The sequence below is a fragment of the Cellulosimicrobium sp. XJ-DQ-B-000 genome, from assembly GCF_031119065.1.
GTDB classification, from domain to species: domain Bacteria; phylum Actinomycetota; class Actinomycetes; order Actinomycetales; family Cellulomonadaceae; genus Cellulosimicrobium; species Cellulosimicrobium funkei.
The window spans coordinates 37949-60412 of record NZ_JAVHYN010000001.1; the positions used below are offsets into that span (position 1 = coordinate 37949).

Annotated in this window: 21 protein-coding genes; 3 read left to right on the forward strand and 18 right to left on the reverse strand. The window is 74.4% G+C overall.

Annotated elements, in window-relative coordinates; all coding sequences use genetic code 11:
• Positions 1 to 31 precede the first annotated feature (31 nt).
• Positions 32 to 1054, forward strand: a complete 1023-nt coding sequence (gene adhP, locus RDI86_RS00200; RefSeq protein ID WP_061267614.1) for an alcohol dehydrogenase AdhP — start codon at positions 32 to 34, stop codon at positions 1052 to 1054.
• Positions 1055 to 1417: 363 nt separating this feature from the next.
• A complete protein-coding gene (locus tag RDI86_RS00205) occupies positions 1418 to 3685 on the forward strand; it encodes a DEAD/DEAH box helicase (RefSeq protein ID WP_308820740.1) in 2268 nt (755 codons plus the stop codon).
• 28 nt (positions 3686 to 3713) lie between these two features.
• Here the strand turns inward: RDI86_RS00205 and RDI86_RS00210 are convergent, their stop codons facing one another.
• On the reverse strand, positions 3714 to 4238 hold the full coding sequence (locus tag RDI86_RS00210; RefSeq protein ID WP_082774413.1) for a GNAT family N-acetyltransferase: 525 nt from the start codon (positions 4236 to 4238) through the stop codon (positions 3714 to 3716).
• On the reverse strand, positions 4235 to 5560 hold the full coding sequence (hisD, locus tag RDI86_RS00215) for a histidinol dehydrogenase (protein ID WP_308820381.1): 1326 nt from the start codon (positions 5558 to 5560) through the stop codon (positions 4235 to 4237). The genes RDI86_RS00210 and hisD overlap by 4 nt, the downstream gene beginning before the upstream one ends.
• 133 nt (positions 5561 to 5693) lie before the next feature.
• Here hisD and RDI86_RS00220 point away from each other — a divergent pair, with 133 nt between their 5' ends.
• Complete coding sequence (locus tag RDI86_RS00220; RefSeq protein WP_034652908.1) at positions 5694 to 5930, forward strand: RNA-binding S4 domain-containing protein; 237 nt, start codon at positions 5694 to 5696, stop codon at positions 5928 to 5930.
• Between the two features lie 28 nt (positions 5931 to 5958).
• On the opposite strand, the gene RDI86_RS00225 is transcribed toward RDI86_RS00220, so the two are convergent.
• The 16 genes from RDI86_RS00225 to ftsW all read right to left on the reverse strand — a co-directional run bounded on the left by RDI86_RS00225 (position 5959) and on the right by ftsW (position 22464).
• Positions 5959 to 6363: a pyridoxamine 5'-phosphate oxidase family protein gene (locus RDI86_RS00225; protein ID WP_074810060.1), complete on the reverse strand. Its 405-nt coding sequence runs from the start codon at positions 6361 to 6363 to the stop codon at positions 5959 to 5961.
• 58 nt (positions 6364 to 6421) lie between these two features.
• Positions 6422 to 6553, reverse strand: coding sequence for a 50S ribosomal protein L32 (gene rpmF / locus RDI86_RS13845; RefSeq protein WP_082774420.1), 132 nt, complete (start codon positions 6551 to 6553; stop codon positions 6422 to 6424).
• A 24-nt stretch (positions 6554 to 6577) separates the two neighbouring features.
• Positions 6578 to 10114 (reverse strand): DNA polymerase III subunit alpha, encoded by a 3537-nt coding sequence (dnaE, locus tag RDI86_RS00230; protein ID WP_061267591.1) that lies wholly within the window; start codon positions 10112 to 10114, stop codon positions 6578 to 6580.
• 98 nt (positions 10115 to 10212) lie between these two features.
• The gene (locus RDI86_RS00235) at positions 10213 to 10734 is read right to left on the reverse strand and encodes a GNAT family N-acetyltransferase (RefSeq protein WP_228485309.1); all 522 of its coding nucleotides are present in this window, start codon (positions 10732 to 10734) and stop codon (positions 10213 to 10215) included.
• Positions 10731 to 11660: an RluA family pseudouridine synthase gene (locus tag RDI86_RS00240; protein ID WP_043655591.1), complete on the reverse strand. Its 930-nt coding sequence runs from the start codon at positions 11658 to 11660 to the stop codon at positions 10731 to 10733. Before RDI86_RS00240 ends, RDI86_RS00235 begins: the two co-directional genes overlap by 4 nt.
• Positions 11657 to 12343 carry a signal peptidase II gene (locus RDI86_RS00245; protein WP_082774412.1) on the reverse strand — a complete coding sequence of 229 codons (687 nt, stop codon included), beginning with the start codon at positions 12341 to 12343 and terminating at the stop codon, positions 11657 to 11659. Before RDI86_RS00245 ends, RDI86_RS00240 begins: the two co-directional genes overlap by 4 nt.
• Positions 12344 to 12402: 59 nt before the next feature.
• Positions 12403 to 12864: a TraR/DksA C4-type zinc finger protein gene (locus RDI86_RS00250; protein ID WP_021482712.1), complete on the reverse strand. Its 462-nt coding sequence runs from the start codon at positions 12862 to 12864 to the stop codon at positions 12403 to 12405.
• Positions 12865 to 13002: 138 nt separating this feature from the next.
• Positions 13003 to 13677 (reverse strand): DivIVA domain-containing protein, encoded by a 675-nt coding sequence (locus RDI86_RS00255; protein ID WP_061267590.1) that lies wholly within the window; start codon positions 13675 to 13677, stop codon positions 13003 to 13005.
• 225 nt (positions 13678 to 13902) lie between these two features.
• Positions 13903 to 14193: a YggT family protein gene (locus tag RDI86_RS00260; protein WP_240696747.1), complete on the reverse strand. Its 291-nt coding sequence runs from the start codon at positions 14191 to 14193 to the stop codon at positions 13903 to 13905.
• 150 nt (positions 14194 to 14343) lie between these two features.
• Positions 14344 to 14829: a cell division protein SepF gene (locus RDI86_RS00265; RefSeq protein ID WP_009861904.1), complete on the reverse strand. Its 486-nt coding sequence runs from the start codon at positions 14827 to 14829 to the stop codon at positions 14344 to 14346.
• Positions 14830 to 14968: 139 nt separating this feature from the next.
• The gene (gene pgeF, locus RDI86_RS00270; RefSeq protein ID WP_308820382.1) at positions 14969 to 15775 is read right to left on the reverse strand and encodes a peptidoglycan editing factor PgeF; all 807 of its coding nucleotides are present in this window, start codon (positions 15773 to 15775) and stop codon (positions 14969 to 14971) included.
• 34 nt (positions 15776 to 15809) lie between these two features.
• Positions 15810 to 17147, reverse strand: a complete 1338-nt coding sequence (gene ftsZ, locus RDI86_RS00275) for a cell division protein FtsZ (RefSeq protein ID WP_076406550.1) — start codon at positions 17145 to 17147, stop codon at positions 15810 to 15812.
• Positions 17148 to 17296: 149 nt separating this feature from the next.
• On the reverse strand, positions 17297 to 18205 hold the full coding sequence (locus RDI86_RS00280; RefSeq protein ID WP_308820383.1) for a cell division protein FtsQ/DivIB: 909 nt from the start codon (positions 18203 to 18205) through the stop codon (positions 17297 to 17299).
• A 161-nt stretch (positions 18206 to 18366) separates the two neighbouring features.
• The gene (gene murC / locus RDI86_RS00285) at positions 18367 to 19845 is read right to left on the reverse strand and encodes a UDP-N-acetylmuramate--L-alanine ligase (protein ID WP_308820384.1); all 1479 of its coding nucleotides are present in this window, start codon (positions 19843 to 19845) and stop codon (positions 18367 to 18369) included.
• Positions 19842 to 20990 (reverse strand): undecaprenyldiphospho-muramoylpentapeptide beta-N-acetylglucosaminyltransferase, encoded by a 1149-nt coding sequence (gene murG, locus RDI86_RS00290; protein WP_144682984.1) that lies wholly within the window; start codon positions 20988 to 20990, stop codon positions 19842 to 19844. Before murG ends, murC begins: the two co-directional genes overlap by 4 nt.
• Positions 20991 to 21117: 127 nt before the next feature.
• Positions 21118 to 22464: a putative lipid II flippase FtsW gene (gene ftsW, locus RDI86_RS00295; protein ID WP_082774411.1), complete on the reverse strand. Its 1347-nt coding sequence runs from the start codon at positions 22462 to 22464 to the stop codon at positions 21118 to 21120.

A 22464-nucleotide genomic window follows, 5' to 3' on the forward strand; every position in this document is an offset into this window, starting at 1 on the left:
CCGAGAAAACGAGGTGATCCCCGTGCCCGCCATGCGTGCCGCCGTCGTCCGCTCGTTCACCGACCCGCTGGTCGTCGAGGAGCTCGACGTCCCGTCGCCCGGGCCCCACGAGGCCCTGGTCAAGGTCGACTACACCGGCGTGTGCCACACGGACCTGCACGCCGCGCACGGCGACTGGCCGGTCAAGCCCGCTCCCCCGTTCGTGCCGGGCCACGAGGGCGTCGGCACGGTCGTCGCGGTCGGCGACCAGGTCACGCGCGTGCGCGTGGGTGACACGGTCGGCAACGCCTGGCTGTGGAGCGCGTGCGGCGAGTGCGAGTACTGCGAGACGGGCTGGGAGACGCTGTGCCCGCAGCAGAAGAACGGCGGCTACTCGGTCGACGGCTCGTTCGGCCAGTACATGCTCGTCGACTCGCGGTACTGCCCGGTGATCCCCGACGGGGTCGACCTCTCCGCCGTCGGGCCGATCCTGTGCGCCGGCGTCACCGTCTACAAGGGGCTCAAGGTCACGGACACCCAGCCCGGCGAGTGGGTGCTGGTCTCGGGGATCGGCGGCCTCGGGCACATCGCGGTGCAGTACGCGGTCGCGATGGGCCGCCGCGTCGCCGCGGTGGACGTCGACGACGAGAAGCTCGCGCTCGCGCGCAAGCACGGCGCGGAGGTGACGGTGAACGCGGCGACGTCGCCCGACGCGGCGGCCGAGATCCGCGAGAAGACGGGCGGTGGCGTCCACGGCGCGCTCGTCACCGCCGTCAACGCGCACGCGTTCCCGCAGGCCGTGGGGGCGCTGCGCCGCGGTGGCACGGTCTCCCTCGTCGGCCTCCCGCCGGAGAAGTTCCCGCTCGACATCTTCACGACCGTCCTCTTCGGCCTGACCGTGCGCGGGTCGATCGTCGGGACGCGCAAGGACATGGCCGAGGCGCTCGACTTCTTCGCGCGCGGCAAGATCAAGCCGACCTACACCGTGCGTCCGCTCGACGACATCAACGCGATCTTCGCCGAGATGGAGGAGGGGCGGATCGACGGGCGCGTCGTCATGGACATGCGCTCCTGACGTCGGGCCGCTGCCCCGTCGTCCCCGGCCCGTGACCCCCGACCGGGTCGCGGGCCGGGGCTGTGCACGACGGCCCGAGGGTCGGCGGGTGCGCCTACGATCGTGCGGGTGAGCCCCACCGACCCGTACGCCGACCTGCCCTTCGACCCGGCCGACGAGCCGCCGCTCGACGAGCCCGCCGACCCGTTCGGCGACCCGTGGGCGGGGGCGGCGCCGCAGGCACCGGCGGCCACGGCTCCCGCCGCGCGCACGGCCGGCGGCGAGGTCCCGGGCGCGGGCGCCCGGGGCGACGACCCCGCGCCCGACCCCACGCCCGTTCCGGCGGCCGACGGCGGCGAGGCCGCCAAGCGCGCCAAGCTCGCCATGCTGCGCGGCCTCCTCGACGGGCAGTCGCTGCGCGAGGACGCCGAGACCGCGCTGCGCGCCCTCGTGGGGCGCGACGACGCGACGCTGCGCGAGGACCAGTGGCGCGCGATCGAGGCGCTCGTGGCGTTCCGCCGTCGTGCGCTCGTCGTGCAGCGCACCGGGTGGGGCAAGTCGGCCGTGTACTTCGTCGCGACCCGGCTGCTGCGCGACCGCGGCGCCGGCCCGACGGTGATCGTCTCCCCGCTCCTCGCGCTCATGCGTGACCAGATCTCGGCCGCCGCGCGCGCCGGGATCAAGGCGGTGACGATCAACTCGGCCAACGTCACGGAGTGGGACGACGTCCACCGCGCGATCGCGGACGGCGAGGTCGACGTCCTCCTGTGCTCGCCGGAGCGGCTCAACAACCCCGGCTTCCGCGACGAGGTCCTCCCCCGGCTCGCGGCCGACGCGGGCCTCGTCGTCATCGACGAGGCGCACTGCATCTCGGACTGGGGCCACGACTTCCGGCCGGACTACCGGCGCATCCGCACCCTGCTCGCCGACCTGCCGCCCGGCATCCCGGTGCTCGCGACGACCGCGACGGCGAACGAGCGCGTGACCGCCGACGTCGCGGAGCAGCTCGGCGTCACCGCGGCGCACACCGCGGGCGGGGCCGCCGGCGACGTCGCGGGCGGGGCGGCCCACGAGGACGTGCTCGTCCTGCGCGGCGGCCTGGACCGCGAGTCGCTGCACCTCGCCGTGCTGCGCCTGCCCGACCAGCCGACGCGCGTCGCGTGGCTCGTCGAGGCGCTCCAGGACGTCGACGGCTCGGGGATCGTGTACTGCCTCACCGTCTCCGCCGCCGAGCAGGTCGCGAGCCAGCTCCGCGCCGCCGGTCTTGCCGTGGCGTCGTACACGGGCCAGACGGACCCCGCCGAGCGCGAGCGGCTCGAGGAGGACCTCAAGGAGAACCGCGTCAAGGCGCTGGTGGCGACCTCCGCGCTCGGGATGGGCTTCGACAAGCCGGACCTGGCCTTCGTCGTCCACCTCGGGGCGCCGAGCTCGCCGATCGCGTACTACCAGCAGGTCGGGCGCGCGGGCCGTGGCGTGGACTCGGCCGTCGTGGTGCTCCTGCCGGGCGAGGAGGACCGCCGCATCTGGGAGTGGTTCGCGTCCACCGCGTTCCCGCCGCAGGACCAGGTGCGCGCGACTCTCCACGCCCTCGGCGCGGGCGGCACGCAGTCCGTCGCGCAGCTCGAGACGCAGGTCGACCTCAAGCGGTCACGCCTCGAGGGGATGCTCAAGGTGCTCGACGTCGACGGCGCGGTCCGGCGCGTCAAGGGCGGCTGGGAGGCGACCGGTGAGCCCTGGACGTACGACGCGGAGCGCTATGCACGCGTCGACGCCACGCGCTCGGCGGAGCAGCAGGCGATGCTCGACTACGAGGCCACCGACGGGTGCCGCATGGCGTTCCTGCGCGCCGCGCTCGACGACCCGGAGCTCGAGGACGGGTGGCGGTGCGGCCGCTGCGACACGTGCGGCGGCGTGACGCTGCCCGCGCTCCCCGACGCGGAGGCCGTCGCCGCCGCGCGCGCCGACATGGACCGCCCCGGCGTCGAGGTCGTGGCCCGTCGGCAGTGGCCGAGCGGCATGGACCGCCTGGGGCTCGACCTGCGCGGGCGCCTGGGTGCGGACGAGCTCGCGGAGACCGGGCGCGCGGTCGCGCGCCTCGACGGGCTCGGCTGGTCCGCGCCGCTGCGCGAGCTCTTCGCGGCCACGACGCCCGACGGCGACACCCCCGTCGCGCTCCGGCGCGCCGCCGCGCGCGTCCTCGACGACTGGGCGGAGCTCTACGAGTCCGCCCCGCAGCCGGACCCGGGGACCGGGGCCGAGGACGACTCTCCTGACGGCACGGCCCCGGCCGAGCGGCGGCTCCTCGTGGACGGCGTCGTCGCGGTCCGCTCCGCGACGCGTCCGCGGCTCACGTTCCACCTGGCGAACGGGCTCGCGAGCTACCTCGGCAAGCCGCTCATCGGCGCGGTCGGGCCGGTCCCGGGCCGCGAGGAGCCGGGCCGGCACGACGTGAACTCCGCGACGCGCCTCGCGGGCGTCGCGGGCCGCCTCCAGCTCGAGCTGTCGGACGCCGCGCGCGCGGGGCTCGCCGGGCGCCGCGTGCTGCTCGTCGACGACTACACCGAGTCGGGCTGGACCCTCACGGTCGCGGCACGCCTGCTGCGCCGCGCCGGGGCGGCGGCGGTGCACCCGTTCGTGCTCGGGGTGCGCTGACGCGGGCTCGGCCCGGCGACCGGGCGCGTCACCAGCGCAGGCGCAGCTCGGTGTACGTCGTGTCCACGAAGCCGAGCGACCGGTAGAGCGGCTCGCCCTCCGGCGTCGCGTGGAGGGACACCGAGTCCGCGCCCGCCGTGCGGGCCCAGTCCAGCGCCGCTCCGACGCACGCGCGACCGAACCCCCGGCCGCGGTCTCCTGGGTGCGTGCAGACGTTCGACAGGTGCGCCGTCGTGCCGCGCGGGTTGCGCGCCGACGGCGCGGACCGGTGCAGCTCGACGAGCGCGCACGCCGCGAGGCGTCCCGGCGCGTCGACCACGAACGCGACGACGTCGGTCGTCGCGAGACCCGCGGCGAACCACGCGCGTGCCCGGCCCTGCCACGTCGGGTCCTCCGCGCCGGGCTCGCCCATCGCGCGCATGAGGTGCACGCGCAACGACACGAGGTCGGCCGCGTCGCGCGGGACGGCACGCCGCACCCGCACGACGGCGTCCCGCGCGGAGACGCCGTGCGGGCCGCCGTCGTGCGACGCGCCGGACCGACCGGCGGTCACAGGAACCGCGCCCGCACCGCCTCGCCGTGCGCCGGGAGGTCCTCGTCGTTCGCCACGGCGACGATCCGGTCCGCGAGGTCCTCGAGGGCGTCGCGGTCGTACTCGACCACCTGGACGGCCTTGACGTAGCTGTGCACGCCGAGCCCGCTGGAGAAGTGCGCGCAGCCGCCCGTCGGCAGCACGTGGTTCGAGCCGGCCATGTAGTCGCCGAGCGAGACCGGCGACCAGGGCCCGACGAAGATCGCCCCCGCGCTCGTGACGCGCTCGGCGAGGTCGGCCGCCCCCGCGGCCTGGATCTCCAGGTGCTCCGCGCCGTAGGCGTCCACCACCTGCAGCCCGTGCTCGAGGTCGTCGACGAGCACGATCGCGGACTGCGGGCCCGCGAGCGACTGCGCGACGCGCTGCGCGTGCTTCGTCGCGGTCACGAGGTCCGCGAGGCGCGCCTCGACCGCGGCGGCGAGCTCGACCGACGGGGTGACGAGCACCGCGGCGGCCAGCGGGTCGTGCTCCGCCTGGCTGATGAGGTCGGCCGCGACGTGCCCCGGGTCCGCCGAGGCGTCGGCGAGGACCGCGATCTCGGTGGGGCCCGCCTCCGCGTCGATGCCCACGACGCCTCGCACGAGCCGCTTGGCCGCCGCGACGAAGACGTTGCCGGGGCCCGTCACCACGTCGACCGGCTCGCACAGCACGTCGCCGTCCTGCGGCTCGCTGCCGGCCGCGCCGTACGCGAACATCGCGACCGCCTGCGCCCCGCCGACGGCGTACACCTCGTCGACGCCGAGCAGCGCGCACGCGGCGAGGATCGTCGGGTGCGGCAGTCCGCCGCTGTCCCGCTGCGGCGGCGACGCGACGGCGAGGCTCGGCACGCCCGCCTCCTGCGCCGCGACGACGTTCATCACGACGGACGACGGGTAGACGGCCAGGCCACCGGGCGCGTAGAGCCCGACGCGGCGCACGGGCACCCACCGCTGGCGGACCTGTGCGCCCGGCGCGACCTGGACCGTGAAGTCCTGCGGGCGCTGTGCCGCGTGCACGAGCCGGACCCGGCGGATCGACTCCTCGAGCCCTGCCCGGACCTGCGGGTCGAGCGCCGCGAGCGCCGCGGCGATCTCGTCGGCCGGGACCCGCAGGTGCTCCGGCCGCACGCCGTCGAAGCGCTCGGCGTACTCGCGCAGGGCCTCGGCCCCGCGCGTCCGCACCGCCTCGAGGATCGGCGCGACCCGATGCGCCGCGTCCTCCACGCCGACCTCTGCGCGCGGCAGGGCCTCGGCGAGCTCGCGTGCGGACAGGGAACGCCCTCGGAGATCGATGCGGGAGATCATGCGACGAGTCTAGGAGCCCGGGAGGCCCGCGACGAGCGCGTTTCGCCCACCGGTCGTCTTGGTGGCCCGCGCCGGGCGCGTTCTCGTCGGGAGTCGTGTCGTCGCGGCACGCGGCGCCGGGGAGAATGGCGTCATGAACGCCTCCGACGACGCCCGCCCGGTCGAGATCTCCGACGACGTCATCCGCCTCGGCCAGTTCCTCAAGCTCGCCGGGCTCGCCGAGTCCGGCGCGGAGGCGCGCGAGCTCGTCACCGAGGGCGAGGTCCGCGTGAACGGCGAGGTGGACACGCGCCGGGGACGCCAGCTGCACCGGGGCGACGTCGTCACGGTGGACCGGCCGCAGGGCGGGGAGAGCGCGACCGTCGCCTGAGCCGCGAGTACGACCCGCCGGGTAGGGGTCAGGCCATGTACGTCGAGGCCATCACCTTGTCCGGCGTGAGGCGCAGCACCACGCGCTCCGGCTTGGGCGTCAGCGGGCGGTAGCGGCGGGCGTAGCGCGCGACGGCGTCCGCCACCTCGTCCGCGTCCTCGACGACCTCGATCGTCCCCTCGAGCGTGAGCCACCGTCCGCCGTCGACCTGGCACACCGCGGCGCGCGGGTGCGCCCCGTCCGGCCCGGTCCGGCGGGCGTTGCGCGCCTTCACCGACCCGCGGTTCGTCGTGATCCGCACGACGCCCGCGTCCGGGTCCCAGGTGAACGCCACCGGGACGACGTGCGGGCTCCCGTCCTCGCGCAGGGTCGTGAGCGTGGCCAGGTGCCGCTCGGTGACGAAGACGCGCTGCTCGGGGTTGAGTCGGATCACGCTCGCGAGTCTAGGCGCGGCCTGCCCGGCACCGGCCGGAGCCGTCTCGTGCCGGTCGTCACACGACGCCGCCGACGAGCCGCAGCGGGTGCGCCGTCCTGCGTGCGCCGCAGCGCGGGCAGGACGGCACCGCCCGGGCGGTGGCACCGTCTGCGCGGCGGGACCGTCTGCGCGGCGGGACCGTGCGCAGTGCCGGACCGACGGCGTCGGCGTGTCAGAGCAGGCAGGACGGCCCGAGCAGCGCCTTGAGGTCGCCGAACAGCGCCGGCGACTTCTCGACCCGCAGCCCGTCGCCCGCGCGCACGACCGTGGTCTTGCCGGGCTCGAGGACCTGGACGTGCACCTCGGCCGAGCCGGGGTGCGTCGCGAGGACCTCGCGCAGGCGCAGGATGATCGGCTCGACGCAGCGCGTGTGCGAGACCTTCACGGCGAGCGGCGACTCGGCGCCCACGGTGATGTCCGGGAGCGAGACCTCCATCGCCTGGAGCTGCATCGTGTCGTCGCGCCGACGCACGCGCCCGCGCAGGACCACGACCTGGTCCTCGGCGAGGACGGTCGAGTACGCGAGATACGTCTCGCCGAAGAACATGACCTCGACGGCGCCCTCGAGGTCCTCGATGGTCACCGCGGCCCACGGGTTGCCGTTCTTGCTCATCTTGCGCTGGAGCGACGTCACGAGGCCGGCGATCGTCACGGTGGAGCCGTCGGGCCGGCCCTCGTCGGCGAGGAGGTTCGCGATCCCGGTGTCCGCGGCGCGCGTCAGCACGTGCTCGAGCCCGGACAACGGGTGGTCGGACACGTACAGGCCGAGCATCTCGCGCTCGAACGCGAGGCGCTGCTTCTTGTCCCAGTCCGGGAGGTCGGGCACGTCGACGGAGAACGACATGCCGTCCTCGGCGTCGGCGCCCCCGAAGTCGGCGAAGAGGTCGAACTGGCCCTCCGCCTCCTTGCGCTTGACGCTGATGACCGAGTCGACGGCCTGCTCGTGCACGACGAGCAGGGCGCGCCGCGCGTGGCCGAGCGAGTCGAAGGCGCCTGCCTTGATGAGCGACTCGATGGTGCGCTTGTTGCACACCACGGCCGGCACCTTGTCGAGGAAGTCGGTGAACGACGTGAACGCGCCCTTCTCCTCGCGCGTGCGGATGATCGCGTCGACGACGTTCGCGCCGACGTTGCGCACGCCCGTGAGACCGAAGCGGATGTCGCCGCCCACCGCCGTGAACTTCGCCGCCGAGTCGTTCACGTCCGGCGGGAGCACGGTGATGTGCATGCGGCGGCACTCGTTGAGGTAGAGGGCCAGCTTGTCCTTGTCGTCGCGCACGCTCTGCAGGAGCGCCGCCATGTACTCCGTCGGGTAGTTCGCCTTGAGGAACGCCGTCCAGTACGCCACGAGGCCGTACCCGGCGGAGTGCGCCTTGTTGAAGGCGTAGCCCGCGAACGGGACCAGCGTGTCCCAGACCGCCTGGATCGCGGCGTCGGAGTACCCGCGCTCCCGGCAGCCCGCCTGGAACGGCACGAACTCCTTGTCGAGGATCTCCTTCTTCTTCTTGCCCATCGCCCGCCGCAGCAGGTCGGCCTGTCCGAGCGAGTACCCGGCGAGGATCTGCGCGGCCCTCTGGACCTGCTCCTGGTAGACGATGAGGCCGTAGGTCTCGTCGAGGATCTCCGCGAGAGGCTGCTCGAGCTCCGGGTGGATGGGCTCGATCTTCTGCAGCCCGTTCTTGCGCAGCGCGTAGTTCGTGTGCGAGTTCATGCCCATCGGGCCCGGGCGGTACAGCGCGATGACGGCCGAGAGGTCGTCGAACTTGTCCGGCTTCATCTGGCGCAGGAGAGCACGCATGGGGCCGCCGTCGAGCTGGAACACGCCCAGCGTGTCACCGCGCGCGAGCAGCTCGTACGACGCCTTGTCGTCGAGCGTGAGCGACTCGATCTCGATCGGCTCCTTGCCGTTCATCTCGATGTTCTCGAGCGCGTCGTCGAGGATCGTGAGGTTCCGCAGCCCGAGGAAGTCCATCTTGATGAGGCCGAGGCCCTCGGACGTCGGGTAGTCGAACTGCGTGATGACCGCGCCGTCCTGGGGACGGCGCATGATCGGGATGATGTCGATGAGCGGGTCGCTCGACATGATGACGCCCGCGGCGTGCACGCCCCACTGCCGCTTCAGCCCCTCGATACCCCGCGCGAGCTCGACGACGCGCTGCGCCTCCGGGTCGGTGTCGTGGAGCTGGCGGAACTCCGCCGCCTCGGAGTACCGCTCGTGCTTCGGGTCGAAGATCCCCGACAGGGGGATGTCCTTGCCCATGACGGCCGGCGGCATCGCCTTGGTGAGCTTCTCCCCCATCGCGAACGGGAAGCCGAGGAGCCGTGCCGAGTCCTTGAGGGCCTGCTTGGCCTTGATCGTCCCGTAGGTGACGATCTGGGCGACGCGGTCGTCGCCGTACTTCTCGGTGACGTACCGGATGACCTCCCCGCGCCGACGCTCGTCGAAGTCGACGTCGACGTCGGGCATCGAGACGCGCTCGGGGTTGAGGAACCGCTCGAAGATCAGCCCGTGCTCCAGCGGGTCGAGCTCGGTGATGCCCATGAGGTACGACGCCATCGAGCCTGCGGCGGACCCACGGCCGGGGCCGACGCGGATGCCCTGGTCCTTGGCCCAGTTGATGAAGTCGGCGACCACGAGGAAGTACCCCGGGAAGCCCATCTGGATGATGACCTCGGTCTCGTACTGCGCCTGCTTGCGCGCCGCGTCCGGGATGCCGTTCGGGTAGCGGCGGTGCAGCCCGCGCTCGACCTCCTTGACGAACCAGCTCGTCTCGTCCTCGCCCTCGGGGACGGGGAACCGCGGCATGTAGTTCGCCTTCGTGTCGAACGACACCTCGCACTGCTCGGCGATGAGCAGCGTGTTGTCGCACGCCTCGGGGAGCTCCGCGAAGACCCGGCGCATCTCGGCCGCCGACTTCACGTAGTAGCCGGTGCCGTCGAACTTGAACCGGTCCGGGTCGTCGAGCGTCGAGCCGGAGTTGATCGCGAGCAGCGCCTCCTGGCTGGAAGCGTCCTCCTCGCGCACGTAGTGGAGGTCGTTCGTCGCGACGAGGCGCGCCCCGATGGTCTCCGCGAGGCGCAGGAGGTCCTTCGTGACCCGTGTCTCGATGTCGATCCCGTGGTCCATGAGCTCGACGAAGAAGTTCTCGCGGCCGAAGATGTCCTGGAGCTCGCCCGCCGTCCGCACCGCCTCGTCCCACTGGCCGAGGCGCAGGCGCGTCTGGATCTCGCCCGACGGGCACCCGCTCGTCGCGACGAGGCCCTTGCCGTAGCGCTGGAGGAGGTCGCGGTCCATGCGCGGCCACTTGCCCATCTGCCCCTCGAGCGACGCGAGCGACGACGCCCGGAACAGGTTGTGCAGACCCTCGTTGTCCTTCGCGAGCAGCGTCATGTGCGTGTACGCACCGCGCGCCGACACGTCGTCGGACTCCTGCCCCTGCTGCCCGAACCGCACGCGGGTCTGGTCGAACCGGCTCGTGCCCGGCGTGACGTACGCCTCGACGCCGATGATCGGCTTGATGCCCTTCGCCTGCGCCCGCGACCAGAACTCGAACGCCCCGAACACGTAGCCGTGGTCCGTCGTCGCGATGGCCTTCTGGCCCAGGCGCTCGACCTCGTCGAACAGGTCCCCGATCCGGGCCGCACCGTCCAGCATCGAGTACTCGGTGTGGACGTGGAGGTGGACGAAGTCCTCGGTCGCGGTGGGCATGCACCGATCTTAGGCGTGCCCCACCCACACCCGGGCGAGGTCGCGGCGGGTCGTGCGGCACGTCACGCGAACGGCGCGCGGTGCCCCGCCGAGAGGGGTCAGACGTCCGTCGTCAGGGTCTTGGCGGCGTCGCGGTGGTCGATGCCCGCGTCGAGGTAGACGGGTCCGGACACGGCGTACCCGAGCCGCTCGTAGAAGCCGATCGCCTGGACCTGGGCGGAGAGGAGGACGCGCACGGTGCGGCGTCCGTCCGGCCCTGGGACCGCGTGCTCGGCGAGCGCGACCTCCTCCAGCGCGCGCATCACCGCGACTCCCGCGCCGGTGCCGCGCGCGACCGCGGCGACCGCGACCCGGCCGACGTGCACCTCTCCCGGGTGCGCGGGGTCCGTGAGGAGCCGGCCCGTGCCGACGACGTCCCCGCCCCGGTCGCGGTCCCGGACGAGCACGTGCGTGGTCGTCTCCGCGGTGTCCAGGTCGTCGATCTCCTCCTCGACCGGCACCCCCTGCTCGTCGACGAACACCGCGAGCCGCAGCGCGTGCGCGGCGGCCAGCCCGGCGTCGTCGGCCACGCGCTCCACGGCGAGCCGGGCGTCGCCCGGCCCCGAGGCGGCGACGGTCACGCGTACGCCCCGCGCAGCACCTCGAGCGCGTGCGCGAGGTCGTCCGGGTACTCGCTCGTCAGCTCGAGCCACTGCCCGGTCGTGGGGTGCTCGAACCCGAGGCGCATCGCGTGCAGCCACTGGCGCGTCAGGGACACGCGCGAGGCCAGCACCGGGTCGGCACCGTACGTGAGGTCGCCGACGCACGGGTGCCGCAGCGCGGAGAAGTGCACCCGGATCTGGTGCGTGCGACCCGTCTCGAGGTGCACCTCGACGAGGGACGCGGCGGGCAGCATCTCGAGCACCTCGTAGTGCGTGACCGAGGGCTTGCCCTCCGCCGTGACTGCGAACTTCCAGTCCGCGCTGGGGTGCCGCCCGATCGGCGCGTCGATGGTCCCGGTGGTGGGCTCGGGATGGCCCTGGACGAGCGCGTGATAGACCTTCTCGACCGTGCGCTCCTTGAAGGCGCGCTTGAGCGCGGTGTACGCGACCTCGCTCTTCGCGACGACCATGAGTCCCGACGTCCCGGCGTCGAGGCGGTGCACGATGCCCTGGCGCTCCGCGGCGCCCGACGTCGAGATCCGGTACCCCGCGGCCGCGAGGGCGCCGACGACGGTCGGGCCCGTCCAGCCCGGCGACGGGTGGGCCGCGACCCCGACGGGCTTGTCGACGACCACCAGGTCGTCGTCGTCGTGCACGATGCCCATGCCCGGCACGGGTTCCGCGACGACCTCGACGGCGGGCGCGGCGTCGGGCACGTCGACCTCGAGCCACCCGCCCGGGACGAGCCGGTCGGACTTGCCGACCTCGCGCCCGTCGAGGCGGACGGCGCCGCCTGCGGCGAGCTCTGCGGCCCGCGTCCGCGAGAGGCCGAGGAGCCGGGACAGCCCGGCGTCGACCCTCTCGCCCGCGAGGCCGTCGGGCACCGGGAGCGACCGGAGGCTCACCGCGCCCCCTCGTCGTCGGTCCGCGTGGCGGTCGGCTCGGGTGCGGGCCCGGACGTCGGCTCGACGGCGTCGTCGGCGCTCGTCCCGGAGCCCGCGTGGTCGCCGCCGTGGCGCGTCCCGTCCAGCCCGATGCCGAGCACCGACAGGACGGCGATCATCACGGCCGCGGCCACGATCGCGATGTCCGCGACGTTGCCCACGAACCAGTTCGCGTAGGCGATGAAGTCGACGACGTGCCCGCGCGCGAAGCCGGGCTCCCGGAAGAAGCGGTCGACGAGGTTCCCGAGCGCGCCGCCCAGCAGGAGGCCCAGCGCGACGGCCCACGCGCGCGAGCCGATGCGGCTCACCATGCGCACGATGACGACGACGACCGCGACCACGACGATGGTCAGGAGCCACGTCATGCCGGTCGCGATGGAGAGCGCCGCACCGGGGTTGTAGATGAGCCGCAGCCCGAGCAGCGACCCCACGAGCGGGATCGTGTCGTCGCCCAGCGTGAGGCTCGACTCCGCCCACCACTTGGTGAGCTGGTCGAGCACGAGGACGAGGACGGCGAGGACGACGGTCCACACGACCAAGACGCGTCGCGGACCGCGCCGGACGGCTCCTGCGGCGAGGTCGGCGGGCGCCTGCGGGGAGGCGTCGGCGGGGTCGGTGGGCTCGGGGCGCGCGGAGGTGGACATCGGCCGCAAGTCTGCCACGTCGTCGCCCCGGTCGACGCGGCCCCGCGACGCGTCGGCGCTCAGCGCCGCTCGGCGCGCTGCTTGGCCTCGACCGAGAGGTTCGCGCGCGGGAACGCCTGGAGGCGCGCCTTGCCGATCGGCAGCCCCGTCTCCTCGCACGTCGCGTACGTGCCGGCCGCGATGCGGTCGAGCGCGTGCGACGTCTGCGCGAGGAGGTCGCGCACGTTGTTGACGAGCGTCAGCTCCTGCTCTCGCTCGAGGGCGCTGGACCCGGAGTCCGCCTGGTCGTCGCCGGCGCCGTCACCGGAGTGCCGCAGGAGGTTCGACAGCTCCTCGTCCGCGACGGCGAGCTCCCCCTCCAGCCGCTCCTTCTCGGCGAGCAGCTCCGCGGCGAGCTCCTCGGCCTCCCGCAGGGTCCAGGGCTCCTCCCCGTCGCGCACGGGGAAGGACTTGACGTCCTTCGCAAGGTTCGGGAAACGGTCGCGCACGGCCGAACGGGCCGCGGTGGTGAGCTTGGTCATGTCGCCCCTCCAAGTTCGAGTCACGCGAGAGTAGACGCAGCGGCCGGTACGCACAACACACCACGCCGGTCCGCCGAGGCGGGAGAGAAGGCGTAGGTGCGTGGCGTACCGGCCGCTGCCGGACGGTCGACGCAGGTGCTAGATGCCGGGAGCGAGGTCGCTCGTGCGGCTCGCCCCGCCGACGTTGCTGCGCGGCGGGAGGGCGCTGCCCCGGTTGTCCAGGTCGCCCAGCAGGTTCTGCAGGTAGCTCTTGAGACGCGTGCGGTAGTCGCGCTCGAAGATCCGCAGCTCGTCGATCTTGCGCTCGAGGAGCGAACGCTCCTGCTCGAGCTGCGAGAGCGTGCGGTGCGAGGTCTCCTCGGCCTCGCGCACGATGCGCGAGCCCTCCTCCTTGGCCTCCGCGATGAGGCGGTCACCCTCCTCCTGGCCGGAGCGCACGTAGTCGTCGTGCAGCTTCTGGGCCAGCTGGAGCATGCCCGTCGCCGACTCGGGCTCCGCCGCGTTCTTCGTGACGACGGCCTGCGAGATCGGGGCGGCGCGCACGGGCTCCGGCTCCGGCTCGGGCGCCTTCGGCGTCTCGACGACGGGGGGCTGCACCGCAGCGCTGGACGCGTCGGCTCGGCTGAGCTCGGCGAGACGACGCTCCGCCGCGGCGAGCTTCGCCTTGAGGTCCTCGTTCTCCTCCTGCACGGAGTTGAGGGTCCTCACCACCTCGTCCAAGAAGTCGTCGACCTCTTCGACGTCGTAGCCCTCGCGGAACTTCGTCGCCGAGAACTTCTTGTTCAGGATGTCCTCTGCAGTGAGCAGTGCCATCGGTTCACCTCATAGCGTTTGCGTGTCGGTCCGGGCGACCTCGCGATCACCAGACTCCAAAGTAGCGGACATTGCCCTCAGGGGCGGGAGCAGCCGCGCCGTCGCGCGCCGTCGAACCGTGCCGACGGCGTGCAGCGTGCGCGGGCGTGCGGTGGGGGTCGGGGCGAACCGGACGTAGCGGCCCTGTACGGGCCGCCCGGACACCCCGATCGGGTGACGTGCGTCTCAGAGCGAGGACACGACCTGCGCCGCGATCGTCACCGCGAAGAACAGGATGATGAATGCGAGGTCGAGGCGCACCTGACCCAGCGAGAGCGGCGGGATGAGCCGACGCAGCGCGCGCAGGGGCGGGTCCGTCGCCGAGTAGATCACCTCGGCGAGCACCAGCAGGACCCCCCGGGGCCTCCAGTCGCGGGCGAAGAACTGCACCCAGTCGAACACGAGCCGACCGATGAGCAGCAGCAGGTAGAGCCAGAGCAGGAATCCGACGATGCCTGTGATGAGGTCCCAGATCACGGGTCAACTGTGCCAGACGCACCGCCCCCGGCCCCGCCGGGGACACGCGCTACGCCCAGGGCGGACGCGCAGGAGGGACGGGCGCGTCACCGCGCCCGCCCCTCCGTGCGTGCGGCGCGTGCTCGGCGGGTCACCGCGCCGCGCGCACGCTCAGCTCTGGTTGTAGAAGCCCGCGCGACCGGGGGCCGGCGCGGCGGTCTGCTCCTCGCCGGTGATCTCGACGTGCTCGGGCGAGAGCAGGAACACCTTGTTGGTGACGCGCTCGATGGCCCCGTGCAGCCCGAAGATGAGGCCCGCGGAGAAGTCGACGAGGCGCTTCGCGTCCGCGTCGTCCATGTCCGAGAGGTTCATGATCACCGGGGTGCCACCGCGGAACGCCTCGCCGATCACGCGCGCGTCGTTGTACGACCGCGGGTGCACCGTCGTGATCCGCCGCAGCTCGGCCGCCGACATGCTCGTCTGCGGCACCTCGCGCGGCCCGAGCGCGCGGTGCAGCGGCGTCACCGGTGCCTGGTAGTCGTGCGCCACGTCCGCCCCCGTCTCGTCGAGCTCGTCGACGTACTCGTCCTGCTCGTCCTCGCCGCGATCATCAGCGAGGCCCAGATACAGCATGGTCTTGCGCAGCGCTCCCGCCATGGGCCTTGCTCCGTCCTCGATCGATCCTCGGTCCACCGGCCGTCGGACCGGTGCGTTCACGCTAACCGAGGGTGCGCGGCGAGCCCCGGACGACACGCCCGGCGTGCGCAACCTCGTGCGGAGGTCGGACCGAGCCGTCTCACGCGCCGGTGAGCGCCACGAGCCCGGCGAACCGACCGGTCGTCGTGCCGCGGCGCGCCGCCCGACGGTGCGAGAAGAACCGCTCGTCCTCGATCGTGCACGCCCGGACGCGCACGACGTCCGCGACGCCCGCCGCGACGAGGTCGGCGACGACCCCCGCGGGCAGGTCGAGCGCCGGCGTCCCCCAGGACGTCGTCGACCACGTGGCCGGACGCGCGAGCGCGACGTCGTCGCGCATCCACGCGGGCACCTCGTAGCACCGCCCGCACGCACTCGGCCCGACGGCGGCCCGCACCCGGTCGACCCGCGCGCCGGCGGCGACCAGGGCGCCCAGCGCCGCGTCGACCACCCCGTGCGCGAGGCCACGGCGTCCGGCGTGCGCGACGCCGACGACGCCCGCCTCGGCGTCCGCGAGGAGGACGGGCACGCAGTCGGCCACGAGGACGCCCAGGCCCACGCCGCGGGACGGGGCGACGAGAGCGTCGGCCTCCCCCACCGTGTCGACGGGGTCCGCACCGCGCGGCGCAGGTTCCACCGTCGCGACCCGGGTGCCGTGGACCTGCGTCGCGAAGGCCGGGTCCGCACCGAGCCACGCGGCTGCCCGCGCGCGGTTCGCGCGCACCCGGTCGGCGTCGTCGGTCACGTTCAGCCCGAGGTTGAGCGTGTCCCACGGCGCCGGCGAGAGCCCGCCGTCACGCGTCGTGAATCCGGCGCGCACCCCCGGCCCGAGGTCCACCTCGAGCACGACGGGAGGGGCGGCGCCGTCGGCGCCACCCCTCCCGTCCTGCACGGTCCCGGCGCTCACGCCGCCCCGCACCGCGCCGCGCGGTCGCGCACCGTCACTTGAGGAAGTCGGGCACGTCGAGCTCCTCGACCTTGCGGCGCGGGGGCTCCTCGTCGAAGATCCGCGGGGGCACGTCGACGCCCTCGTTCTGACCGCCCGGCACGGCCTCCGCGTTGTGGTTCCCGGCGTCGCCGGAACCGACCACGGTGAACGGCGCGGGGGCGACCGGCTGCACCGGCACCGGGCCGTGACCGCCGTCGAGCGTGACGGGCACGTCGTCGGCCTCCGGCTGGATCGGCACGACCGGCCGCGGCAGCGTGTGCGCGCCCGTCGTCGGTGCCGGCGGCACGGCCCGCGCGGCGGGCACGACCGGGATCGCGCTCGTCGCGGGGCGCTGGGCGCCGGCCACCTGGCCGAGCGCCCGCGCGTCGCCCCGCACCTGCGGGGCACCGCCGTCGAAGCCGGCCGCGATGACGGTGACACGGACCTCGTCGCCCAGCGCGTCGTCGATCACGGCGCCGAAGATGATGTTCGCCTCGGTGTGCGCGGCCTCGTGGACCAGGCGCGCCGCCTCGTTGATCTCGAACAGGCCGAGGTCGGAACCACCCTGGATGGAGAGCAGCACGCCGTGGGCGCCGTCGATGCTCGCCTCGAGGAGCGGCGACGAGATCGCCATCTCGGCGGCCTGCACCGCGCGGTCGTCGCCCCGCGCGTTGCCGATGCCCATGAGGGCGCTACCCGCGCCCTGCATGACGGACTTGACGTCCGCGAAGTCGAGGTTGATGAGACCGGGGGTCGTGATGAGGTCGGTGATGCCCTGGACACCGGACAGCAGCACCTGGTCGGCCTGGTGGAACGCCTGCAGCGCGCTGACGTTGCGGTCCGACATCGACAGGAGGCGGTCGTTCGGGATGACGATGAGGGTGTCGACCTCGTTGCGCAGGTTCTCGATGCCCTGGTCCGCCTGGACCGAGCGGCGGCGGCCCTCGAACGTGAAGGGCCGCGTCACGACGCCGACGGTCAGCGCGCCGAGCGAGCGCGCGATGCGGGCGACGACCGGTGCGCCGCCCGTGCCGGTGCCGCCGCCCTCGCCCGCCGTGACGAAGACCATGTCCGCGCCGCGCAGCACGTCCTCGATCTCCTCGGCGTGGTCCTCGGCGGCCTTCTTGCCGACCTCGGGGTCGGCGCCGGCGCCGAGACCGCGCGTGAGCTCGCGACCGACGTCGAGCTTGACGTCCGCGTCGGACATGAGGAGCGCCTGGGCGTCCGTGTTGATGGCGATGAACTCGACACCCTTGAGGCCGACCTCGATCATCCGGTTGACGGCGTTCACGCCCCCACCGCCGATGCCGACCACCTTGATCACTGCTAGGTAGTTCTGCGGAGTTGCCACGTCAATGCCTCTCGATCGGTCAGCCCTGAACCTTCACCCTCAAGTAGAGGGTTATAGTTATGTCAGGTCGTTCATGGGTCGACCGTAGGTGTCGACGTGCCCATCATCAACGACCGTCTCGCGCGTGTCGGGGATCGCCACGCGCGCATTCACCGCGTCACCGGGAGCCGTGGGGCCGAGACGTCGTACACGGTGACCCCCGCGTTCTCCGGGACGGCCCGGAGCGTCTGCAGGACGCGCACCTTCAGCGCCGCCTCCTCGGAGCTCCCCCACTCGACGACGACGCCGTCCCGCAGCGTCATGCGGACCGCGTCGCGCGTCGGCGCCGAGACCTCCGCGACCTGCGCGTGGAGGTCCGCCGGGAGCGCGTTGAGCAGCACGAGCGCGGCGTCGAGCGCCCGCGCCCCCTGGTCGTCGAGCGGCGCGTCGATCTCCGGCAGCCCCTCGGGCACGACCGGGTCGGTGCGCACGTGGACGCCGTCGGCGTCGAGCAGCGCGAAGCCGTCGTCCACGGGCACCGCCACGACGGGCTCGCGCGACTCGAGGAGCACAGCGAGCCCCGAGGGCCACGCACGCCGGATCTCGACGTCGCGCACGCCGTTGAGGCCGAGCACCTGCTCGCGCAGCGCGACCGTGTCGAGCCGCGGCAGCGGCACGCCGTCCGCGGCGGCGACCACGTCGCGGACCTGCTGCGGGTCGATCACCGTGCCCTCGCCGGAGACCGTGACCTTGTCGAGGTCGAGGCCGAGCACGGGCGAGAAGAACGCCACCCACGCGAGACCGGCGACGACGAGGAGCGCCGCGACCCAGCCGAGGACGCGCGTGCGGACCCGGTGACGGCGCATCGCGTCGCGCTCGGCGAGCCGCTCGGCCATGCCGTGCGAGACGACCCCGATCGGGGCGGCGGACGCGCCGCGCGGTACGGACGTCGTCGTGCCCGTGGCCCGGCCGCCGCCACCGCGCGCGGCCGGAGGACGACCGGTGCCGGGTCGGCCGCCCGACGAGCGCACGAGCTCGGAGCCCGGCGCCGCGACGCGGCGCACCGGTCGCGTCGGCATGTCATCGACCGGCGCACGGCGCGCGCCCGCGGGCGGGGCCGGCTTCGCGGAGCTCGGGGCCGGCTTCGCGGGGCCCGGAGCCGCGGGCCGTCCGGCCCGTTCGCCCGCGCCCGACCGGCCCGGCCGCGGCGCGGCGGGACGAGGCTGGGGCGGCGGACGCATCAGGCCTCGCCTCCTCCGGGCGCCGGGGCGCCGTCGCGACGCGCGCGGAGGCGCTCGAGGACGACGGCGCCCAGCTCCGTGACGTCCCCCGCCCCGACGGTGAGCACGAGGTCTCCCGGGCGGGCGGCGTCCGCGATGCGGCGGGCCGCCTCGACGCGGTCCTCGACCGCGGCGACGACCACGCCGGGAGCGTCGACCAGGTCGGTGATCGTGCGCGCGCTCACGGCCGGGTCCGGCTCCTCGCGCGCCGCGTAGACGCCCGTGACCACGACCTCGTCCGCGCCTGCGAGCGCCTGCGCGAACTCGCGGGCGAACGTCGCGGTGCGCGAGTACAGGTGCGGCTGGAACAGCACGAGCACCCGGCCGCCGGCCGCGACGGGCCGGGCGGCGGCGAGCAGCGCGGCCACCTCGGTCGGGTGGTGCGCGTAGTCGTCGACGACGCGCACGCCGCCCGCCTCGCCGCGAGCCTCGAAACGGCGGCCGGTGCCGAGGAAGCCGTGCGCGGCCGCGACCGCCGCCGCCGGGTCGACGCCGAGCACGACCGCCGTCACGACGGCCGCGGTCGCGTTGAGCGCGTTGTGGTGCCCCGGCACGCGCAGCAGCAGCGCGAGCCCGTCGAGGCGCGCCGCACCGACCGTGCCCGTGAGCGACGCCGTCACCCCGGGTCGGCCCGCCTCGTCGGCGGGGGCCACGTCCGCGAGGCGCACGTCGGCGTCCGCGGCCGTGCCGTACGTGACCACCGCTCCCCCAGCCCGGGCGTGGGACGACGCGAGAGCGCGCGCCCCCGCGTCGTCGGCGCACGCGACGAGCGTCCCGCCCGGGACGATCCGCGCCGCGAAGTCGACGAACGCCTGCTCGAACGCGTCGCGCGACCCGTAGTGGTCGAGGTGGTCCGGCTCCACGTTGGTGACGACGGCGACGTCCGGGGCGTAGTTGAGGAACGACCCGTCCGACTCGTCGGCCTCGGCCACGAGGACGTCCGACCCGAGGTGGCCGCCCGCGACGGGGCCGTCCTCGGTGAGCACCGTGCCGCCGATCGCGAACGACGGGTCGAGGCCCGCGCCGCGCAGGACGGTCGCGATCATCGCGGACGTCGTGGTCTTGCCGTGCGCGCCCGCCACGGCGACGGACCGGCCGCGCGCCATGAGCGAGGCCAGCGCCTGCGAGCGGTGCAGCACGCGCAGGCCGGCCGTGCGTGCCGCCGCGAGCTCGGGGTTCGTCTCGCGCACGGCGCTCGACACCACGACGGTGTCCGCGCCGGCGACGTGCGCGGCGTCGTGGCCGACCCACACCCGGACGCCGTCGGAGCGCAGCGCGGCGAGCGCGTCACCCTCGCGCGCGTCCGAGCCCTGGACGGGCACGCCGTGCGCGGCGAGGAGACGGGCGACGACGGACATGCCCGCCCCGCCGACGCCGACGAGGTGGACCGTGCCGAGCGCCTCGAGCGCGAGCGGGCCCTCGCCCGACGCCGCCGTCACGCCCGTGCCCCCGACGCACCGGCGACGGCCTCGGCGACGAGGTCCGCGACCCGCGCGGCGCCGTCGCGCACGCCCGCGCCCGCGGCGGCCGCGGCCATCGCGTCGAGCCGGCCAGGGTCACCGAGCAGCGCCGGGACCTCGCGCGCGACCCACGCCGCGTCGAGCTGCGCGTCGTCGACGAGCAGGCCGCCACCCGCGGCGACGACGGGGCCGGCGTTGAGCCGCTGCTCCCCGTTGCCGATGGGCAGCGGCACGTAGACGGCCGGGATGCCCAGCGCCGCGAGCTCGCCCACCGTGCCCGCGCCCGCGCGGCACACGACGAGGTCCGCGACCGCGAGCGCGAGCTGCATCTCGGCGAGGTACTCGCGCACGTCGTAGCGCGCGCCGGGGTGGCCCGCGACGGCACCGGCCGCCGCCTCGCGCACCGCGCCGTCCTTGCCCTTGCCCGTCAGGTGGAGGATCTGCGTGCCCGCCCCGAGGAGCGCGCCGGCGGCACCGGAGACCGCCTCGTTGAGGCTCTGCGCCCCCAGCGAGCCGCCGGTGACGACGAGCGTGCGCGCGCGGGGGTCGAGGCCGAGGCGCGCCGCGGCGTCCGCGCGCACCCCGGCGGCGTCCGCCGCCCGCGCGGCCACGAGGTCCTGGATCTCGCGGCGCAGCGGCAGCCCGGTGACGACGCCGCCCTTGAGCGGCGTGCCCTCGAACGTCACGCCGACGCGCGCGGCCCACCGGGCACCGAGGCGGTTCGCCAGGCCGGGGCGCGCGTTCTGCTCGTGGATCACGACCGGGACGTCGCGACGGCGCGCGGCGAGGTACGCGGGCGTGGAGACGTAGCCCCCGAAGCCGACGACGACGCGCGCGCCGGTCTCGTCGATGACGGCGCCCGCCGCGTCCACGGCGGACTTGAGGCGTCCCGGGAGGTTGACCCACTCCGCGCTGGGGCGGCGCGGGAGCGGGACGCGCGGCACGTGCCGCAGCGGGTAGCCCCGGGCGGGGACGAGGTCGTCCTCCAGGCCGCCCGCGACCCCGAGCGCGGTCACCACCACGCCGGGCTCACGCGCCCGGAGCTCGTCCGCCACCGCGAGGAGCGGGTTCACGTGCCCCGCCGTCCCGCCGCCTGCGAGCACCACCGAACCGATCGTCGTCACGTACCTCGTCGTCCTTCCCTGCGGCAGGTGCCGCGTCCTGTCCGTCGTGCGGAGGTCTGTCGTGCGGGGCGCGGGGCGCCCCACGGGTCCGGCGTCGCGGCCGGAGCGGCCGCGACGGCCGGGGAGGTCATCGCGCGGTCCGGCGCCGGGGGCGCGCCGCCCGGCCGACGACGGCGAGCGAGCGCCGCACGACGCTCCCTCGCGCGGCGAGCGCCTCGGCCGCGCCCGGTTCCGAGCGCGCGAACGAGATGAGCACGCCGAGCGCGGCCATCGTCATGATGAGCGCGGAGCCGCCCGCCGAGACGAGCGGCAGCGGGACGCCGATCACGGGCAGGAGCCCGATGACGACGCCGATGTTGATGAACGCCTGGCCGACGATCCAGCACGCGATCCCGGCCGTCGTGATCTTCACGAAGGGGTCGGGGTGGCGGCGCACGATCCGGCTCGTGGCGACGCCGACGATGACGAACAGCCCCAGCACCAGGAGCGTGCCGAGCAGCCCGAGCTCCTCGCCGATCACGGCGAAGATGAAGTCGTTGTGCGCCTCCGGCAGGTACGACCACTTCTCGCGGCTCGCCCCGAGGCCGACGCCCGTGAGCCCGCCCGTGCCGAGCGCGTACAGACCGTGCATCGACTGGTAGCACTCGCCGAGGGTGTCGGTGCACTCGCGGTACGTCGCCATGATGCGCGAGAGCCGGTCGCCGCCCGACTGGTTGAGGATGAACACGTACCCGACGACGAACGCGGCACCGCCCGCCCCGAGGGCGAGCAGACGCCCGTCGGCCCCCGAGACGAAGAACGCCCCCGCGATGATCGCCATGACGACGAGCGCCGTGCCGAGGTCGTGACCCGCGAGCACGAGGCCCACGACCGCGACCGCGACGGGGACCGCCGGGATCAGCACGTGCCGCCACTGCCCGAGCATCCGCTGCTTGCGTCCGAGCACGACACCGAGCCACAGCGCGAGCGCGAGCTTCGCGACCTCGGCCGGCTGGAACGTGAAGAGCCCGAGGTCGATCCAGCCCGTGTTGCCGTTGACGTTCTTCGCGAGCGGCGTGAACACGAGCATCTGCAGCCCGAGAGCCACGAAGAGCGCGGGCCACGCGAGCCGCTTGTACCAGTCGACCGGCACGCGCGTGGCGACGAGCAGGACGGGCAGGCCCATGAGGGCGAACTTCGCCTGGTCGAGGAACGCCCCGAACGGCGACTTGCCCGCGGCGATCTGCGTGACCGCCGAGCTGGAGAACACCATGACGAGGCCGATGATCGCGAGCAGCGTGGTCGCGCCGACGAGCAGGTAGTAGCTCGTCACCGTGCTGTTCCACTGCCCGAGCCACGGTCGCTCGGCGGGCTCGGGCCGCGGGCGTCGCGGCTCGCGGGTCGTCGCCCGGCCCCGCGGCACCGTCCGGCTCGTGCCGGCCCGGGGGACGGTGCGCGTCGAGGGCGCGCCTCGCCCGTTCGCGGTCTGGGTCAT

Bases quoted from the DNA above. Each gene is read 5' to 3' on its own strand.
- dnaE (WP_061267591.1), bottom strand. From the start codon at position 10,114: ATGCCCACCGCGACCGAGGACTTCGTCCACCTCCACGTCCACACCGAG.
- RDI86_RS00255 (WP_061267590.1), bottom strand. From the start codon at position 13,677: ATGGCACTGCTCACTGCAGAGGACATCCTGAACAAGAAGTTCTCGGCG.
- RDI86_RS00280 (WP_308820383.1), bottom strand. From the start codon at position 18,205: ATGCCGACGCGACCGGTGCGCCGCGTCGCGGCGCCGGGCTCCGAGCTC.
- RDI86_RS00220 (WP_034652908.1), top strand. From the start codon at position 5,694: ATGAACGCCTCCGACGACGCCCGCCCGGTCGAGATCTCCGACGACGTC.
- adhP (WP_061267614.1), top strand. From the start codon at position 32: ATGCGTGCCGCCGTCGTCCGCTCGTTCACCGACCCGCTGGTCGTCGAG.
- hisD (WP_308820381.1), bottom strand. From the start codon at position 5,560: ATGATCTCCCGCATCGATCTCCGAGGGCGTTCCCTGTCCGCACGCGAG.
- RDI86_RS00250 (WP_021482712.1), bottom strand. From the start codon at position 12,864: ATGACCAAGCTCACCACCGCGGCCCGTTCGGCCGTGCGCGACCGTTTC.
- RDI86_RS00245 (WP_082774412.1), bottom strand. From the start codon at position 12,343: ATGTCCACCTCCGCGCGCCCCGAGCCCACCGACCCCGCCGACGCCTCC.
- ftsW (WP_082774411.1), bottom strand. From the start codon at position 22,464: ATGACCCAGACCGCGAACGGGCGAGGCGCGCCCTCGACGCGCACCGTC.
- RDI86_RS00205 (WP_308820740.1), top strand. From the start codon at position 1,418: ATGCTGCGCGGCCTCCTCGACGGGCAGTCGCTGCGCGAGGACGCCGAG.
- RDI86_RS00265 (WP_009861904.1), bottom strand. From the start codon at position 14,829: ATGGCGGGAGCGCTGCGCAAGACCATGCTGTATCTGGGCCTCGCTGAT.